This is a genomic window from Streptomyces maremycinicus, from assembly GCF_001184025.1.
GTDB lineage: Bacteria > Actinomycetota > Actinomycetes > Streptomycetales > Streptomycetaceae > Streptomyces > Streptomyces maremycinicus.
Map to the genome: position 1 here is coordinate 34,654 of NZ_BBYG01000008.1, position 13,627 is coordinate 48,280.

Here is a 13,627-nt window from a genome sequence, read left to right on the forward strand (position 1 = left end):
GTTCTTGCGCGCAACAGGGTGGCACATGTGTGCGGCGAACGCGTTGCCGGACCGTCAGCTCTTCGCGGAAGCGGAAGCCTTCGGTGCCGCCGCGGCCGCCTTGGACGCGGTCGCCTTCGGGGTCGCCGACGACGACTTGGAGGGCGTCGCCTTCGGGTCGGAGGAGGCCGACCCGGACGGGGACGGGCTCGTGGCCGTGTCCGAACCGCCGCTGTCGCCCTCGCCGTTGGCCGACCGCACGGCGGCCACCGCCTCCTTGGCAGCCTTCTCCGCCGACTTCGTCAGGGTCTCCGCGCTCGGCGACTTGTCGCCCGCCAGACCGGCACCGTTGTAGTCGAGTGTGAGCACCACGTTCTCGACGCGGACCACGACCGTCTGCTGCTTGAAGGCGCCCTCCGACTTCTTCAGGTCGTAGCGCACCGACGTCGCCTCGTCACCCGCCGACGCCAGGGGAGCCGACTTGACGTTCTTCGCGCCCGACACCGCCTGGGCGTCCTTGACCTGCTTCGCGTAGTACGTCTTCGCCTGCGACTCGCCGTCACCGGTCGTCGTGTCCGACTCGAAGCGCAGCAGCGAAACGTTCAGCCAGCGGAACTGCGAGCCCTTCACACCGTTGTTGGCCAGGCTGGACCAGGAGCAGCTGGCCCGGGCCGCGGTGTCGCTGGACGTTCCTTCCTTGCCCTTGGCCGCGCCCTTCGGTACCAGCTCCGTCAGGGTCTTCTTCGACACCACCGCGCACGCCTCGGGAAGCGTCTTGTACGCCGCGGCCTGCACGGTCGGCGCGGCACTCGCCGTCGAGTCGGTGCCGGTACCCGTGGAGGCGGCGGCGTCCTTCGCGTCGTCGCCCGAGCCGGAGTCCGAGGAGCAGCCCGCGGCGAGCAGCATCACCGGGACGGCGACCGCCGCGGCCAGGAGGCGGTTCAGTCCTCCGGCACGGTTCACTCGCTCGGCACGCTGCTCGCGCTGGTCAAACTGGCCGTCTCGCTGGGCTCGTCGCTGCATGGTTCCTTCACTCATGACGCTCGTGGTTCCTGCGGTCGGATCGGGTCCGAGGGGCCACGGTAGTCGGTGAAGAAGCTGTGCGGTTCCGCTTCGAGGGCTTTGCGGACGGGGTGCGAAGCGGGCCGAAGTACCCTCAGCCGGCCAGCGAGTCGGCGAGCTGCGCGGCCAGTTTCCGGGCCTTGTCCTGCATTTCCTCGCTGTCCGGCACCGTGCCGACCGTCGCCGGCTGCTCCTCGTACTGGATGGTCACCATGACGTTGGACGTGCGGAACGCCACAGTCACGGTGCGCTGTTTGGCCGTCGAACCGGAGCTGCCGAGCGCGTCGTCGACGAACGCCTCGTCGCCCAGGTCGTCCAGGAGGCGGGGCTGGAGGTCGGCGGGAGCGACCGTGGAGGAGGCCGAGGGCGAGGCCGACGAGGAGGCGCCGACGGAGGGCGAGGTCGTCGTCGAGGGGGAGGGGCTCGGGCTCGTGGAGGGGGAGCCGGTCGCCGCGCCGGTGGTGCTGGAGGCGGTGGGTGCCGGGAGGTCGGCCGCGGTCACCTTCTGCGCGAAGAGGGCCTCGGCCTGGTTGTCGTCGCTCACGGCGTTGTCGTACGACACGACCCGCTCGAAGTCGACGAGGAGATGGTCGGTGGCGTCCGTCGACTCCACCTTCCAACGGCAGCCCACCTTGCGGTCCGTGTCGAACGTCTGGGTCGCCTCACCCGCGTAGGCGGTGTCGCGCTGCGCCTCGTCGGCGAGCTGCTTGATACCGGGCAGCAGCGTGTCGAGGGTGGACCGGCTCACCACACCGCAGGCCTCGGGCAGCGTGTCGTACTTGCCGGGCTGCGCGACGGCGCTGGCCGTCCCCGCCGCGCCGGGGTTGGAGTTGTCCGTCGAGCCGCCTTCGTCCGAACCGCCGGTGCAGCCGGCCAGCAGCGCCGCGAGGAGCGCGACGACGCCGGGTACGTATGCCTTCCGCTGCACGGTCGGCTCCTCTCGACAGGCCAGGTGGTGGGGGCGTCCGGGTGTCCCCGCTGGTTATTCGCTTGCCGGACGGGGGCGGCCGCTGGAGACAATGTGTATCGCACGTGGAGCTGTCGATGCCGGTCCGCTGTCCTTTTCGTCGACCTTGGCACCAGTTTTGCGATGTAAGGCTTTTGTATTTACTCCGGGGGAATGAGGACGATATGTCGTACGTGGAAATGCCGGGCGCGAAGGTACCCATCCGTATGTGGGCCGACCCGGCGTCGGTCGAGGAGGGCGCGCTCCAGCAGCTGCGGAACGTGGCGACCCTGCCGTGGATCAAGGGACTGGCGGTCATGCCGGACGTCCACTACGGCAAGGGCGCGACGGTCGGCTCGGTCATCGCGATGCAGGGCGCCGTCTGCCCCGCGGCGGTGGGCGTCGACATCGGCTGCGGAATGTCCGCGGTGAAGACCTCGCTCACGGCGAACGACCTCCCCGGCGATCTGTCCCGGCTCCGTTCGAAGATCGAGCAGGCGATCCCGGTGGGCCGGGGGATGCACGACACCGCCGTCGCGCCGGACCGCTTCCACGGGTTCGCCACGGCGGGATGGGACAACTTCTGGGGGCGCTTCGACGGGGTCGCGGAAGCGGTGAAGTTCCGTGAGGAGCGGGCCGTGAAGCAGATGGGTACCCTCGGTGGCGGCAACCACTTCGTGGAAGTCTGCACCGATACGACCGGTTCCGTATGGCTGATGCTGCACTCCGGTTCTCGGAACATCGGCAAGGAGCTCGCCGAGTTCCACATCGGGGTGGCGCAGAAGCTCCCGCACAACCAGGGCCTGATCGACCGCGATCTCGCCGTCTTCGTCGCGGACACCCCGCAGATGGCGGCCTACCGCAACGACCTGTTCTGGGCGCAGGAGTACGCGAAGTACAACCGCACGCTCATGATGGCGCTCCTGAAGGACGTGATCCGCAAGGAGTTCAAGAAGGCGAAGCCGGCCTTCGAACAGGAGATCAGCGCGCACCACAACTACGTCGCCGAGGAGCGCTACGAGGGCATGGACCTGCTCGTGACCCGCAAGGGCGCGATCCGGGCCGGTTCCGGCGAGTACGGCATCATCCCGGGCTCGATGGGCACGGGTTCGTACATCGTGAAGGGCCTCGGCAACGAGAAGGCCTTCAACTCGGCGTCGCACGGGGCCGGTCGGCGGATGAGCCGCAACGCGGCGAAGCGGCGCTTCACGACCAAGGACCTGGAGGAGCAGACCCAGGGCGTGGAGTGCCGTAAGGACTCCGGCGTCGTGGACGAGATCCCGGGTGCCTACAAGCCGATCGAGCAGGTCATCGACCAGCAGCGGGACCTGGTGGAGGTCGTGGCGAAGCTGAAGCAGGTCGTGTGCGTCAAGGGCTGACACCGCCGGCCGGCGGATGAAGCCCGCGCGGACGGAGGGGTCCGGGCCGGTTCGGCCCGGACCCCTCCGTCCGCTTCCTCACCCGAGCCGCTTCTCCAGCAGGGTCACCGCGTACGGGCTTCCCGTTCCGCCCTCCTTCGCGCGCTGTTCGCCGACGACCGTGTAGCCCGCGGACTCGTAGTAGGCGCGCAGGCGGGGGTTGGCGGAGAGGCAGTCGAGACGGGCCCAGGGGCGGCCGGCCGCGGCGATGCGGGACTCGGCGTGGGCCAGCATCTTGCGGCCCGCGCCCGGTGGGGCCGTGTGCGGGGCCGTCATCAGACGGTGGATGTAGCCGGCCTCGGGCTGACGGGGGCCCCAGGCGGCCGGATCGTCCCACCAGAGCTCGTAGGCGCCCGCGACCGCGCCGTCCGCGTACGCGAGCCAGACCTCGCCCGCACGCATGCGGTCGAGGAAGTGGGCCTCGGACTTCTCGCCGGGCTGCCACTGCTCGATGCCCCGGGCCAGCTGCCACAGGGCCGCCGTGTCGCGCAGCCGGACCAGGAGAGGGGCGTCGAGCGGCTCCGCCCTGCGGTGGGTCAGCTCCGGCCAGGTGGTGGGGACCGGTTCCAAAAGGCGGGCGCGCAGGGTCGCCGACAAGGCTTCCGCGTCCATGCCGAGAGCCTGCGTCACATACGCCTCCACCGAGCCGTAGCGGGCCCGCAGCGCCTCCAGGAACAGGCGCATCACCGACTCGGGGGCCCGGCCGAAGGACGGCCACACCGGGGACCGGCCGTCGTTCCTCGCGCGCCAGTCGGCGAGCAGGGCCGGGCTCGCCAGTTCGGTCAGGGAGAAGTCCTCGATGATCACCTCGTCCGGCACGCCCAGCAGACCCAGGACCAGGGCCGCCAGCTCTCCGGTGCGGTCCTTGCCCGAGGCACAGTGGAAGACCAGTCCCTCCCGCGCCTCGGCCACCAGCTCCAGGGCCGTCGCGATCTCCTTCGTGCCGTCCTCCGCCACCTCCATGAAGCGGGCGGCGAGATAGGGCCCGGGATCCACGTCCGGGGTCAACGCCGCCTGGTCGTAGGGGCGGTGCTCGATGCTGAGGTTGCGGTAGGTGAAGGAGTCGTCCTGCGGGATGCGGCCGCGCGCCTCGATCTCCCAGGGGTGGCGCAGGTCGATCACCGTGCGGACGCCGAGGGCGAGGAAACGGTCCCAGTCCGGCGTGTCCGGTCTGAGCTTGCCGAGCGAGTCCGCGCGGAACAGCAGGCCCGCGCGGACCCGGTGGCCGCTGCCGGTCGGGTACCCGCCCAGGTCACGGAAGTTGTGCAGTGTCTCGAACGGTATGTGTCTGTCCACGGTGAAGACCCTATGGCGAGGCGGCGCTCACTTCGCGTGGCGTACCGCGTAGATCATCACGCCGCATCGGCCGCCGCCGCCCCCTCCTCGTCCTCGGCCGGCCCCTCCTCGGCCGTCACAGCTCCCGGTGGACCTTCGTGTTGGACGCCTGGGCGCGGGGGCGCAGGACGAGCAGGTCGACGTTGACATGGCTGGGGCGGGTGACCGCCCAGGTGATCGTCTCGGCCACGTCGGAGGCGGTGAGGGGCTCGGCGACACCCTCGTAGACCTTGGCCGCCCTGTCCGCGTCGCCGCCGAAGCGGGTGAGGGCGAACTCGTCGGTCCTGACCATGCCCGGGGCGATCTCGATGACGCGGACCGGCAGGCCGACGATCTCCAGGCGGAGCGTCTCGGCGAGGACGTGCGCGCCGTGCTTGGCGGCGACATAGCCGCCGCCGCCCTCGTACGTCCCGTGACCGGCGGTCGAGGACACCACCACGACGGTTCCGTCCCCGCTCGCCACCAGCTTGGGCAGCAGCGCCTGGGTGACATGGAGGGTGCCGAGGACGTTCGTCTCGTACATCGTGCGCCAGTCGGCCGGGTCGCCGGTGGCGACGGGGTCGGCGCCGAGCGCGCCGCCGGCGTTGTTGACGAGGACGCCGATGGTGGTGAAGGCGCTCGCGAACTCGTCGACCGCCGCGCGGTCCGTGACGTCCAGCTGGTACGCCGTCGCCGAGCCGCCCGACCGCGTGATCTCCTCGGCCAGCGCCTCGATGCGGTCCTTGCGGCGGGCGGTCAGGACCACCCGGTAACCGGCCGCGGCGAGCTGCCGGGCGGTGGCGGCGCCGATTCCGCTGCTCGCACCGGTGACGACGGCGATGCGGGAGGCGGCGGACGGGGCGGCGGTGGCCATGGGCTGCTCCTCGTGCACGGGGGTGTTCGTTCGTACGACCGACTGCCGCCCAGGGTATCGGGGTCAGCCGCCGTTCCTCGGGGCCCACATGATCACGGCCATCCCGGCGAGGCAGATCAGGGCGCCGGTCACGTCCCAGCGGTCGGGGCGGTAGCCGTCGGCGACCGCGCCCCAGAGCAGGGAGCCGGCCACGAAGACACCGCCGTACGCGGCGAGGACGCGGCCGAAGGGGGCGTCGGGCTGGAAGGTGGCGACGAAGCCGTACGCGCCGAGGGCGAGGACACCGCCGGCCGCCCACAGCCAGCCGCGGTGCTCGCGGACGCCCTGCCAGACCAGCCACGCGCCGCCGATCTCGAACAGCGCGGCGACGACGAAGAGGGCGGCGGACCGGAGGATGAGCATGTCGGCAGCTTGGCACGGGCGGGCGCTGTCACCTGTTGGAGGGCGCCTGCCGGGCGCCGGGCGTGGGATACATCCCCTGCGTACCCGGCCCTTGGTACCCGGGTGGTTCCGATCGAGGAGTGGTGGCATGCGCAGGATGCGGGTTCTCGCGGTGACGGGCGCGGTGCTGGGCGCGGCGCTGACGGTGGGGCCGGGGGCCGCGCCCGCGGGAGCGGCGGGAGCGACGGCGACGGAGAGCGCGGCGGTGACGGAGAGCGCGGCGGTGACGGAGATTGCGGCGGCGGTGGGCGCGGCGGCGGTGGGCGCGGCGGCGGTGGGCGCGGCGGGGGAGACGACCGAGGCCGATCTGTCGTACCACGGCTCCGCCGTCATGCACGGCGGCCGGGTCGACGTCGCGCTGACCCCGCGCAACCACGGTCCGGGGGACGTCTCGGACTCGACCGTGCGGCTGCGCTGGTCGGTGCCGCTGGCGGCCGGGGCGCACCGGCTGCCGCCCGGGTGCGCGCGGACGGGCCGCCAGGAGGTGGTGTGCCGGACGGGTGCGCTGGCCGCGGACGGGCTCGGGGAGCGCATCGCGCTGCGGGTCTGGCTGCGGGGGCGGCCCACGGAGGTGACGATGGCCGTCGACACGCTGTGGGGCGGCGGGGCGGTGGACCGCAACCGGTCCAACGACCGGCAGCAGGTGCTGGTCCTGGACACCGGGGACGCGTACTTCTTCTGACGTCCGCGGGAGCGGAGCGTCGTACGATCTGCGGACGGCGCCGACGGCGGTGCCGACGAAGGGGTGCGATGTCCGGGAACGTGCGCTCGCGGCTGCTCGACGAGCTGGCCGTCGTGTCGCGCCGGTACGCGGCCGCGTACGCCCTGTTCAACCAGGCGCTCGCCGACCGTCTCGGACTGCATCCCACCGACCTCCAGTGCCTGAACCTGCTGATGCTGGAACGGGAGCCGGTGACGACGGGCCGGGTCGCCGAGCTGACGGGACTGACCACCGGGTCGGCGACGCGGCTGGTGGACCGGCTGGAGAAGACGGGTTACGTCGTCCGGGAGCGGGACGCGGCCGACCGGCGACGGGTCCTTGTGGCGACGGTGCCGGGGCGGATCACGGAGCTCACCCGGATGTGGGAGCGGCTGGGCGGCGACTGGATGCCGCTCTTCGAAGACCTGGACGACGGCGAACTCTCGGTGATCGTGCGCCACATGCGCCGCACGGTGGAGTTCGGCACGGCACAGGTCGCACGGTTGCGGGAAGGCCGGGTCTAGGGCGGGATGCGGGAGACGGACATACGTCCGGCCGCGGCGACGGCGGCGGCCGGCCGGGCACGAGCGGCGGGCGACGCCCGCCCGGCTCGGGAACTGCCGCGTCACTGGCCGCTGTTGCTGCTGGGCGCGGCGGTGGTGCCGGGTGTGCTGCTGGTGCTCGTCGGGCGGTCGCTGGACGCGCCGGCGATGCAGGCGTGGCGGACGGTGTGTCTGGCCGTGACCGTGCAGGCGCTGCCGTTCCTGCTGCTGGGCACCGCGCTGTCGGGGGCGATCAACGCGTTCGTGCCGGCCAGGGTCTTCAGCCGGCTGCTGCCGAAGCGGGCCGCGCTGGCCGTGCCGGTCGCGGGGATGGCGGGGGTGGTGCTGCCGGGGTGCGAGTGCGCGTCGGTGCCGGTGGCGAACAGCCTGATCGGACGGGGGGTCACCCCGGCCGCCGCGTTCGCGTTCCTGCTGTCGGCGCCGGCCGTGAACCCGGTGGTGCTCACCGCCACGGCCGTCGCCTTTCCGGGCAGTCCGGAGATGGTGGTCGCCCGGCTGCTCGCCTCGTTGGTCACCGCCGCCGCGATGGGCTGGCTGTGGCTCTGGCTGGGGCGCGAGGAGTGGCTGAAGCCCACCGTCGTCCGGCACACCGGGCATGTGCCGGGGCAGAGCCGTCTCACGGAGTTCCGGCGCGGTTTCCAGCACGACTTCCTGCACGCGGGGGGTTTTCTGGTGGTGGGCGCGATGGCGGCGGCGACCTTCAATGTGGCGGTGCCGCGCACGTTGCTCGACACCTTCGCGGGTTCGCCGTGGCTGTCGGTGCTGTTCCTGGCGGGGCTGGCGATCGTGCTGGCGGTGTGCAGTGAGGCGGACGCATTCGTGGCGGCCTCGCTGAGCGGGTTCTCGCCGGTCGCGCGGCTGGCGTTCATGGTGGTGGGGCCGATGGTCGACCTCAAGTTGATCGCGCTTCAGGCGGGCACGTTCGGGCGGGCCTTCGCGGTGCGTTTCTCGGCGGCCACGGCTGTGGTGGCCGTGGTGTGCAGCGCGGTGATCGGAGGGGTGCTGCTGTGAGGCGCTTCGCGCAGGTGGGGCTGCTGGTGCTGGGCGGGCTGGGCCTGTTGCACACCTCGCTGTTCACGGACGAGTACCTGCGGTACGTGAAGGAGGGGATGCGTCCGCTGCTGATCGCGTCGGGCGTGCTGCTGGTGGTGCTGGGCGTGGCGGAGGCCTGGGCCGGCCGACGGGAGGAGAACCCCGGCGGACACGGCGGGGCGGGGCGTGCGCACGAGGGGCACGGTCGCGAGGAACCCGAGGGGCATGAGGGGCATGAGGGGCATGAGGGGCACGGAGGGCATGCGGGCCACGGGCATGATCATTCTCGGGTCCCGCGGGTTGCCTGGCTGCTGTTCCTGCCCGTGCTGAGCCTGCTCTTCTACGCGCCGCCCGCGCTCGGCTCCTACACGGCCTCCCGCGAACCGGCGAAGGCCGTCGCCGTGCAGGAGGACGCCTTCGATCCGCTGCCCGCGACCTCCCCGCTGCCGATCACGCTCACCGAGTTCACCCAGCGGGTCCAGCAGGACCGGTCGAAGGCCCTGGGCGGTCGCGAGGTCGTGATGACCGGGTTCGTCACTCCGGCCCCGGCGAAGCTGGACGGCTGGTATCTGACCCGGATCATCGTCAGCTGCTGCGCGGCGGACGCGTCGTCCGTGAAGGTGCTGGTCCAGGGGATCGCGGCGCCGAAGGCCGACACCTGGGTGAACGTCACCGGGACCTGGCGGGGCAGCGGCACGCTGGGCACCTCGTCGGCGGCGGTCGCGTTGGACGCGCGGGCCGTGCTGAAGGTGCGCAAGCCGCCGAACGCGTACATGGACGCGCTGCCACTCCCGTCCTGAACGAAGCGCTCGGACGCCGCTCAGACGTCGGTGCGGTCCGGGTCCGCGCCGCCCGCGCCGCCCGTCCCGTTCCCTTCGTCCCCGTCGTAGCGTCGGCGGGCCGCCTGGACCTCGTCGAAGTGGGTCTCCGCCCAGTCCTTCACGGCCGTCAGCAGCAGGGCGAGGTTGCTGCCGAGGGGGGTCAGCTCGTAGTCGACGCGGACGGGTACGGACGGGGTGACCGTGCGGGTCAGGATGCCGTCGCGTTCCAGGGTGCGCAGGGTCTGGGTGAGCATCTTGGGGCTCACGCCGGCGATCCTGCGGGCCAGGTCGCTGTAGCGCTGGGCGCCGGGGGCGAGGGCGGAGACGACCAGGCTGACCCACTTGTCGCTGAGGCGGTCCAGGAGCTGGTTGGTCGGGCAGCTGCGGAGGAAGGCGTCGTACTCGCTCCGGGCCTGCTCGCGGCGCTGGGCGGCGGTCGTGGTGGCCATGGTGGCTCTCCTCCCGGTGACGTAGGCACCTTCAGGTAACTACTTCCTCCTGGATAGTAACTCTTCCTAGGGTTGTGACCACGGGAGGGCGGCGTGCAGCGGCCGGACAGCAGTCAGTGGCGGGGAGCGAGAGACGCGTGAGGCGCGTGGGCTTCCCGCAGCCGGTCCCGCGCCCGCAGGCCCCCCGATCCGACGAACCTGAGGGAGTGAGTTGTCATGCGTGCAGCGGTGGTGCGGACGTTCGGCGGGCCCGAGGCGGTCGAGATCGTGGACGCGGAGCTGCCGGAGCCGGCCGCCCGGCAGGTGCGGATCAAGGTGGCTGCGGCCACGCTGAACCCGGTGGACGCCGGGGTGCGCTCGGGTGTCTTCGGCGGCGCGGGCAAGCAGATCGGACTCGGCTGGGACGTCGCCGGGACGGTGGACGCGGTGGGCGTGGCCACCGCGTGGACGGTGGGGGAGGAGGTCGTGGCGCTGGACTACGGGATGGTCAAGCCGCTCGGCACGCACGCGGAGTACGTCGTCGTCGACGCGGACGCGGTGGCGCTCGCCCCGGCGTCCGTGGACGCGGTGCACGCGGCGACGCTGCCGCTGAACGCGCTGACCGCCGCGCAGGCACTGGAGCTGCTGGATCTGGCGCCGGGCCGCTCGCTGCTGGTCACGGGCGGTGCGGGGGCGGTCGGCGGGTACGCCGTCCAGCTGGCCGTACGGCGCGGGGTGGAGGTCGCCGCGCTGGTCCGGGCACAGGACGAGGAGTTCGTCCGATCGCTGGGGGCCACCCGTTTCGCCGGTGGGCAGGGGAGCTTCGACGCGGTGCTGGACGCGGCCGTGCTCGGCTCCGAGGCACTGGCCCTGGTGCGGGACGGGGGCGTGTACGTGGGGGTGATCCCGCAGGCCCAGCCCGCGCCGGAACGAGGGATACGGACCGACGCGGTCGAGGTGAGCCCGGACGGCGCCCGGCTGGCGGAGCTGGCGCGGTCGGTGGACGCGGGCGAACTCACCCTCCGGGTGGCCGGGACCTACGCGCTGGACGACGCGGCGAAGGCCCATGCGCGGCTGGCGGAGAGCGGGGTGCGCGGCCGGGTGGTGCTGGTGCCCTAGGTCGCGACACGGCCCGGGTCGGGGACGGCCCGGGTCCGGGACGGCGACACCGGCAGCGCCAGGACGCTTCACGCGCCGCGGTGTCTGGCGTAGGTGGCAGGGGGGACGCCGATCGTGGTGGTGAAGTCGCGGACCAGGTGGGCCTGGTCCGCGTAGCCCAGGTCCGCGGCCAGGGCCGCCCAGTCCGCCGTCTCCCCGGCTTCCGCGCGGGCCAGGGCCTCGTGGATGCGGTAGCGCAGGATCACCCACTTGGGGCCCACGCCGACGTACGCGGCGAACAGGCGCTGGAGCAGGCGGACCGACAGCCCCTCGTTGCTCGCGAGGTCCGCCACCTTGCGGATCGTGCGGTCGGCGCGGATCCGTTCCACGAGGGTCATCGCGAGGTCGGCCTGGAGGTCCGGGCGCGGGACGCGGGCCGCCAGGAGGTGGGCGTCCAGGGCCGCGACCCGGGCCTCCTCGTCTGCGGGGTCGAGGACCGGGGCCGGGTCGGTGCCGATGAGGCGGACCCGGCGGCCCGTCCAGTGGGAGACCGGGTGCTCGGGGGCGAAGGGGCGGAAGCCGCCCGGGCGGAACTTCACGCCGCACACCCGCCCGCGGCCCTCCAGCTTCTGCGTGAAGAGCCCCTGCTGGACGCCGGCGATCTCGGCGAAGGGCTCCTGCCCCTCGAACCGCTGGAAGACGAGGTGGACCGCGGGGTGCGGGACCACGTGGGAGACGTACGGCTCGGTCAGGTCCCAGTCGATCAGCCAGTAGTGCTCGATGTAGGGCCGCAGCGGCGGGGCCGGCCGGGGGCGGCGGAAGCGCACGCGTGCGAGGAACTCCGCGGCGGCGACGATGCCTCGGGTGTCACGGCGTGGGGTGGCCATGACCGGATCGTAGGACGCGGCACCGACATCCATCCCGGCAGGCGGAATAGGGCGGGAGCGGGAGGCGTTCGGGAGGTATAGTTTAACGGTCAACAACTTTGGAGGTTGAGCGACCATGCAGTTCGGGATCTTCAGCGTCGGCGATGTCACGCCGGACCCCACCACGGGCCGTACGCCGACCGAGCGCGAGCGGATCAAGGCCATGGTCGCCATCGCGCAGAAGGCCGAGGAGGTCGGCCTCGACGTCTTCGCCACCGGCGAGCACCACAACCCGCCGTTCGTGCCCTCGTCCCCGACGACGATGCTCGGCTACATAGCCGCGCGGACGGAGAAGCTGGTCCTCTCCACCTCCACCACCCTGATCACCACCAACGACCCGGTGAAGATCGCCGAGGACTTCGCGATGCTCCAGCATCTGGCCGACGGGCGCGTCGACCTCATGATGGGACGCGGGAACACCGGCCCGGTCTACCCCTGGTTCGGCCAGGACATCCGGCAGGGCATCAACCTCGCCATCGAGAACTACGCCCTGCTGCGCCGGCTGTGGCGCGAGGACGTGGTCGACTGGGAGGGCAAGTTCCGCACGGCCCTCCAGGGCTTCACCTCGACGCCCCGCCCGCTGGACGACGTGCCGCCGTTCGTCTGGCACGGCTCGATCCGCTCGCCCGAGATCGCCGAGCAGGCCGCCTTCTACGGTGACGGCTTCTTCCACAACAACATCTTCTGGCCGGCCGACCACACCCGGCAGATGGTCGAGCTCTACCGCGAGCGGTACGCGCACTACGGGCACGGCACGCCCGAGCAGGCCATCGTGGGGCTCGGCGGGCAGGTGTTCATGCGGAAGAACTCGCAGGACGCGGTGCGCGAGTTCCGTCCGTACTTCGACAACGCGCCGGTCTACGGTCACGGGCCGTCCCTGGAGGACTTCACCGAGCAGACGCCGCTGACCGTCGGCACGCCGGAGCAGGTCATCGAGAAGACGCTCAAGTTCCGCGAGTACGCCGGCGACTACCAGCGCCAGCTGTTCCTCCTCGACCACGCCGGGCTGCCGCTGAAGACCGTGCTCGAGCAGCTCGACCTGCTCGGCGAGGAGGTCGTGCCGGTGCTGCGCAAGGAGTTCGCCGTCGGCCGCCCGGCCGAGGTGCCGGACGCCCCGACCCACGAGTCGCTGCTCAAGGCCGCCCGGGCCGCCCAGGAAGGGGTGAACGTCGCATGAAGCTCGTCGTCGTCTCGGCGGGGCTGAGCGTCCCGTCGTCGACCCGGCTGCTGGCCGACCGGCTGGCGGCCGCGACCGCGGGGCGGAGCGCGGCGGAGGCGGAGGTGGACGTGGAGGTCGTGGAGCTGCGCGACCTCGCCGTCGAGATCGCCCACAACTTCACCAACGGTTTCCCCGGCCGGAAGCTGGCGGCCGCGCTGGCCGCGGTGACGGCGGCGGACGGGCTGATCGTCGTCACCCCGGTGTTCTCCGCGTCCTACAGCGGCCTGTTCAAGTCGTTCTTCGACGTGATCGACCCGGACGCGCTGGCGGGCAAGCCGGTGCTGATCGCCGCCACGGGCGGCTCCGCCCGGCACTCGCTGGTGCTCGAACACGCCCTGCGACCGCTCTTCTCGTACCTGCGTGCCGTCGTCGTCCCCACCGCCGTCTACGCCGCCTCGGAGGACTGGGGCGCGGAGGGCCTGCCCGAGCGGATCGAGCGGGCGGCGGCCGAACTGGCGACCCTGATGACGGGGCTGTCCACGCCCGCCACCCCGGTGGACGCGAAGCGGGCCGGACAGGCCGGGCAGGCCAAGAAGGACGCGTTCACGGTCGTCCCCTTCGCCGAGCAGCTGGCGGCCTTGGCCGCCCGGTGACCACCGACCGGCGCCGTGCCGATGAGTGGGTCTGCCGATGCAGGATCTGGCGATACAGGGGTCTGCCGATGCAGGGGGTCGGCGATGTGTGGGGCCGACGATGTGTGGGGGCTGTGGGCGGCAGCCCCGGCCGTCCCTGCGGCAGGTCCACCCGGACGGTGAGAGCCCAGTAAGAAGGGTGATCGTAGGACCGTCCCCACCGCCCAACCGCCG

General features: G+C 72.2%; 15 protein-coding genes. 8 read left to right on the plus strand and 7 right to left on the minus strand.

What is annotated here, in order from left to right; genetic code table 11:
- Positions 1 to 54: 54 nt before the first annotated feature.
- Positions 55 to 1,017, minus strand: coding sequence for a DUF3558 family protein (locus AOQ37_RS00190; protein WP_062639930.1), 963 nt, complete (start codon positions 1,015 to 1,017; stop codon positions 55 to 57).
- Between the two features lie 118 nt (positions 1,018 to 1,135).
- The gene (locus AOQ37_RS00195; RefSeq protein WP_062639931.1) at positions 1,136 to 1,969 is read right to left on the minus strand and encodes a hypothetical protein; all 834 of its coding nucleotides are present in this window, start codon (positions 1,967 to 1,969) and stop codon (positions 1,136 to 1,138) included.
- 203 nt (positions 1,970 to 2,172) lie between these two features.
- On the opposite strand from AOQ37_RS00195, the gene AOQ37_RS00200 reads away from it, so the two are divergent.
- Complete coding sequence (locus tag AOQ37_RS00200; protein ID WP_062639933.1) at positions 2,173 to 3,366, plus strand: RtcB family protein; 1,194 nt, start codon at positions 2,173 to 2,175, stop codon at positions 3,364 to 3,366.
- A gap of 78 nt (positions 3,367 to 3,444) precedes the next feature.
- On the opposite strand, the gene AOQ37_RS00205 is transcribed toward AOQ37_RS00200, so the two are convergent.
- The 3 genes from AOQ37_RS00205 to AOQ37_RS00215 form a co-directional block, all read right to left on the minus strand.
- Positions 3,445 to 4,701 (minus strand): GNAT family N-acetyltransferase, encoded by a 1,257-nt coding sequence (locus tag AOQ37_RS00205; protein ID WP_062639935.1) that lies wholly within the window; start codon positions 4,699 to 4,701, stop codon positions 3,445 to 3,447.
- Between the two features lie 115 nt (positions 4,702 to 4,816).
- On the minus strand, positions 4,817 to 5,593 hold the full coding sequence (locus AOQ37_RS00210) for an SDR family NAD(P)-dependent oxidoreductase (RefSeq protein ID WP_062639937.1): 777 nt from the start codon (positions 5,591 to 5,593) through the stop codon (positions 4,817 to 4,819).
- 63 nt (positions 5,594 to 5,656) lie between these two features.
- Entirely contained in the window at positions 5,657 to 5,995 is a 339-nt protein-coding gene (locus AOQ37_RS00215) for a YnfA family protein (RefSeq protein ID WP_062639939.1), read from the minus strand.
- A 127-nt stretch (positions 5,996 to 6,122) separates the two neighbouring features.
- Here AOQ37_RS00215 and AOQ37_RS41965 point away from each other — a divergent pair, with 127 nt between their 5' ends.
- The 4 genes from AOQ37_RS41965 to AOQ37_RS00235 all read left to right on the plus strand — a co-directional run bounded on the left by AOQ37_RS41965 (position 6,123) and on the right by AOQ37_RS00235 (position 9,129).
- On the plus strand, positions 6,123 to 6,716 hold the full coding sequence (locus tag AOQ37_RS41965; RefSeq protein WP_306305201.1) for a hypothetical protein: 594 nt from the start codon (positions 6,123 to 6,125) through the stop codon (positions 6,714 to 6,716).
- Between the two features lie 68 nt (positions 6,717 to 6,784).
- Positions 6,785 to 7,258, plus strand: coding sequence for a MarR family winged helix-turn-helix transcriptional regulator (locus AOQ37_RS00225; protein WP_062639941.1), 474 nt, complete (start codon positions 6,785 to 6,787; stop codon positions 7,256 to 7,258).
- 6 nt (positions 7,259 to 7,264) lie between these two features.
- Entirely contained in the window at positions 7,265 to 8,308 is a 1,044-nt protein-coding gene (locus AOQ37_RS00230) for a permease (protein WP_062639943.1), read from the plus strand.
- A complete protein-coding gene (locus AOQ37_RS00235) occupies positions 8,305 to 9,129 on the plus strand; it encodes a TIGR03943 family putative permease subunit (protein ID WP_062639945.1) in 825 nt (274 codons plus the stop codon). Before AOQ37_RS00230 ends, AOQ37_RS00235 begins: the two co-directional genes overlap by 4 nt.
- 20 nt (positions 9,130 to 9,149) lie before the next feature.
- On the opposite strand, the gene AOQ37_RS00240 is transcribed toward AOQ37_RS00235, so the two are convergent.
- Positions 9,150 to 9,599 carry a winged helix-turn-helix transcriptional regulator gene (locus AOQ37_RS00240; RefSeq protein WP_062639947.1) on the minus strand — a complete coding sequence of 150 codons (450 nt, stop codon included), beginning with the start codon at positions 9,597 to 9,599 and terminating at the stop codon, positions 9,150 to 9,152.
- Between the two features lie 216 nt (positions 9,600 to 9,815).
- Between AOQ37_RS00240 and AOQ37_RS00245 the strand changes: the two genes are divergently transcribed.
- Entirely contained in the window at positions 9,816 to 10,697 is an 882-nt protein-coding gene (locus AOQ37_RS00245) for an NADP-dependent oxidoreductase (protein WP_062639949.1), read from the plus strand.
- Between the two features lie 68 nt (positions 10,698 to 10,765).
- Here the strand turns inward: AOQ37_RS00245 and AOQ37_RS00250 are convergent, their stop codons facing one another.
- Positions 10,766 to 11,563: a DUF6597 domain-containing transcriptional factor gene (locus AOQ37_RS00250; RefSeq protein ID WP_062641297.1), complete on the minus strand. Its 798-nt coding sequence runs from the start codon at positions 11,561 to 11,563 to the stop codon at positions 10,766 to 10,768.
- A 115-nt stretch (positions 11,564 to 11,678) separates the two neighbouring features.
- Here AOQ37_RS00250 and AOQ37_RS00255 point away from each other — a divergent pair, with 115 nt between their 5' ends.
- Positions 11,679 to 12,779, plus strand: a complete 1,101-nt coding sequence (locus tag AOQ37_RS00255; RefSeq protein WP_062639951.1) for an LLM class flavin-dependent oxidoreductase — start codon at positions 11,679 to 11,681, stop codon at positions 12,777 to 12,779.
- The gene (locus AOQ37_RS00260) at positions 12,776 to 13,414 is read left to right on the plus strand and encodes a CE1759 family FMN reductase (RefSeq protein WP_062639953.1); all 639 of its coding nucleotides are present in this window, start codon (positions 12,776 to 12,778) and stop codon (positions 13,412 to 13,414) included. The genes AOQ37_RS00255 and AOQ37_RS00260 overlap by 4 nt, the downstream gene beginning before the upstream one ends.
- Positions 13,415 to 13,627 lie beyond the last annotated feature (213 nt).

What these genes read in the sequence shown, in the direction of transcription:
- AOQ37_RS00255 (WP_062639951.1), top strand. Translation starts at nt 11,679, where the DNA reads ATGCAGTTCGGGATCTTCAGCGTCGGCGATGTCACGCCGGACCCCACC.
- AOQ37_RS00225 (WP_062639941.1), top strand. Translation starts at nt 6,785, where the DNA reads ATGTCCGGGAACGTGCGCTCGCGGCTGCTCGACGAGCTGGCCGTCGTG.
- AOQ37_RS00190 (WP_062639930.1), bottom strand. Translation starts at nt 1,017, where the DNA reads ATGAGTGAAGGAACCATGCAGCGACGAGCCCAGCGAGACGGCCAGTTT.
- AOQ37_RS00250 (WP_062641297.1), bottom strand. Translation starts at nt 11,563, where the DNA reads ATGGCCACCCCACGCCGTGACACCCGAGGCATCGTCGCCGCCGCGGAG.
- AOQ37_RS00245 (WP_062639949.1), top strand. Translation starts at nt 9,816, where the DNA reads ATGCGTGCAGCGGTGGTGCGGACGTTCGGCGGGCCCGAGGCGGTCGAG.
- AOQ37_RS00230 (WP_062639943.1), top strand. Translation starts at nt 7,265, where the DNA reads ATGCGGGAGACGGACATACGTCCGGCCGCGGCGACGGCGGCGGCCGGC.
- AOQ37_RS00215 (WP_062639939.1), bottom strand. Translation starts at nt 5,995, where the DNA reads ATGCTCATCCTCCGGTCCGCCGCCCTCTTCGTCGTCGCCGCGCTGTTC.
- AOQ37_RS00210 (WP_062639937.1), bottom strand. Translation starts at nt 5,593, where the DNA reads ATGGCCACCGCCGCCCCGTCCGCCGCCTCCCGCATCGCCGTCGTCACC.
- AOQ37_RS41965 (WP_306305201.1), top strand. Translation starts at nt 6,123, where the DNA reads ATGCGCAGGATGCGGGTTCTCGCGGTGACGGGCGCGGTGCTGGGCGCG.
- AOQ37_RS00200 (WP_062639933.1), top strand. Translation starts at nt 2,173, where the DNA reads ATGTCGTACGTGGAAATGCCGGGCGCGAAGGTACCCATCCGTATGTGG.
- AOQ37_RS00240 (WP_062639947.1), bottom strand. Translation starts at nt 9,599, where the DNA reads ATGGCCACCACGACCGCCGCCCAGCGCCGCGAGCAGGCCCGGAGCGAG.
- AOQ37_RS00260 (WP_062639953.1), top strand. Translation starts at nt 12,776, where the DNA reads ATGAAGCTCGTCGTCGTCTCGGCGGGGCTGAGCGTCCCGTCGTCGACC.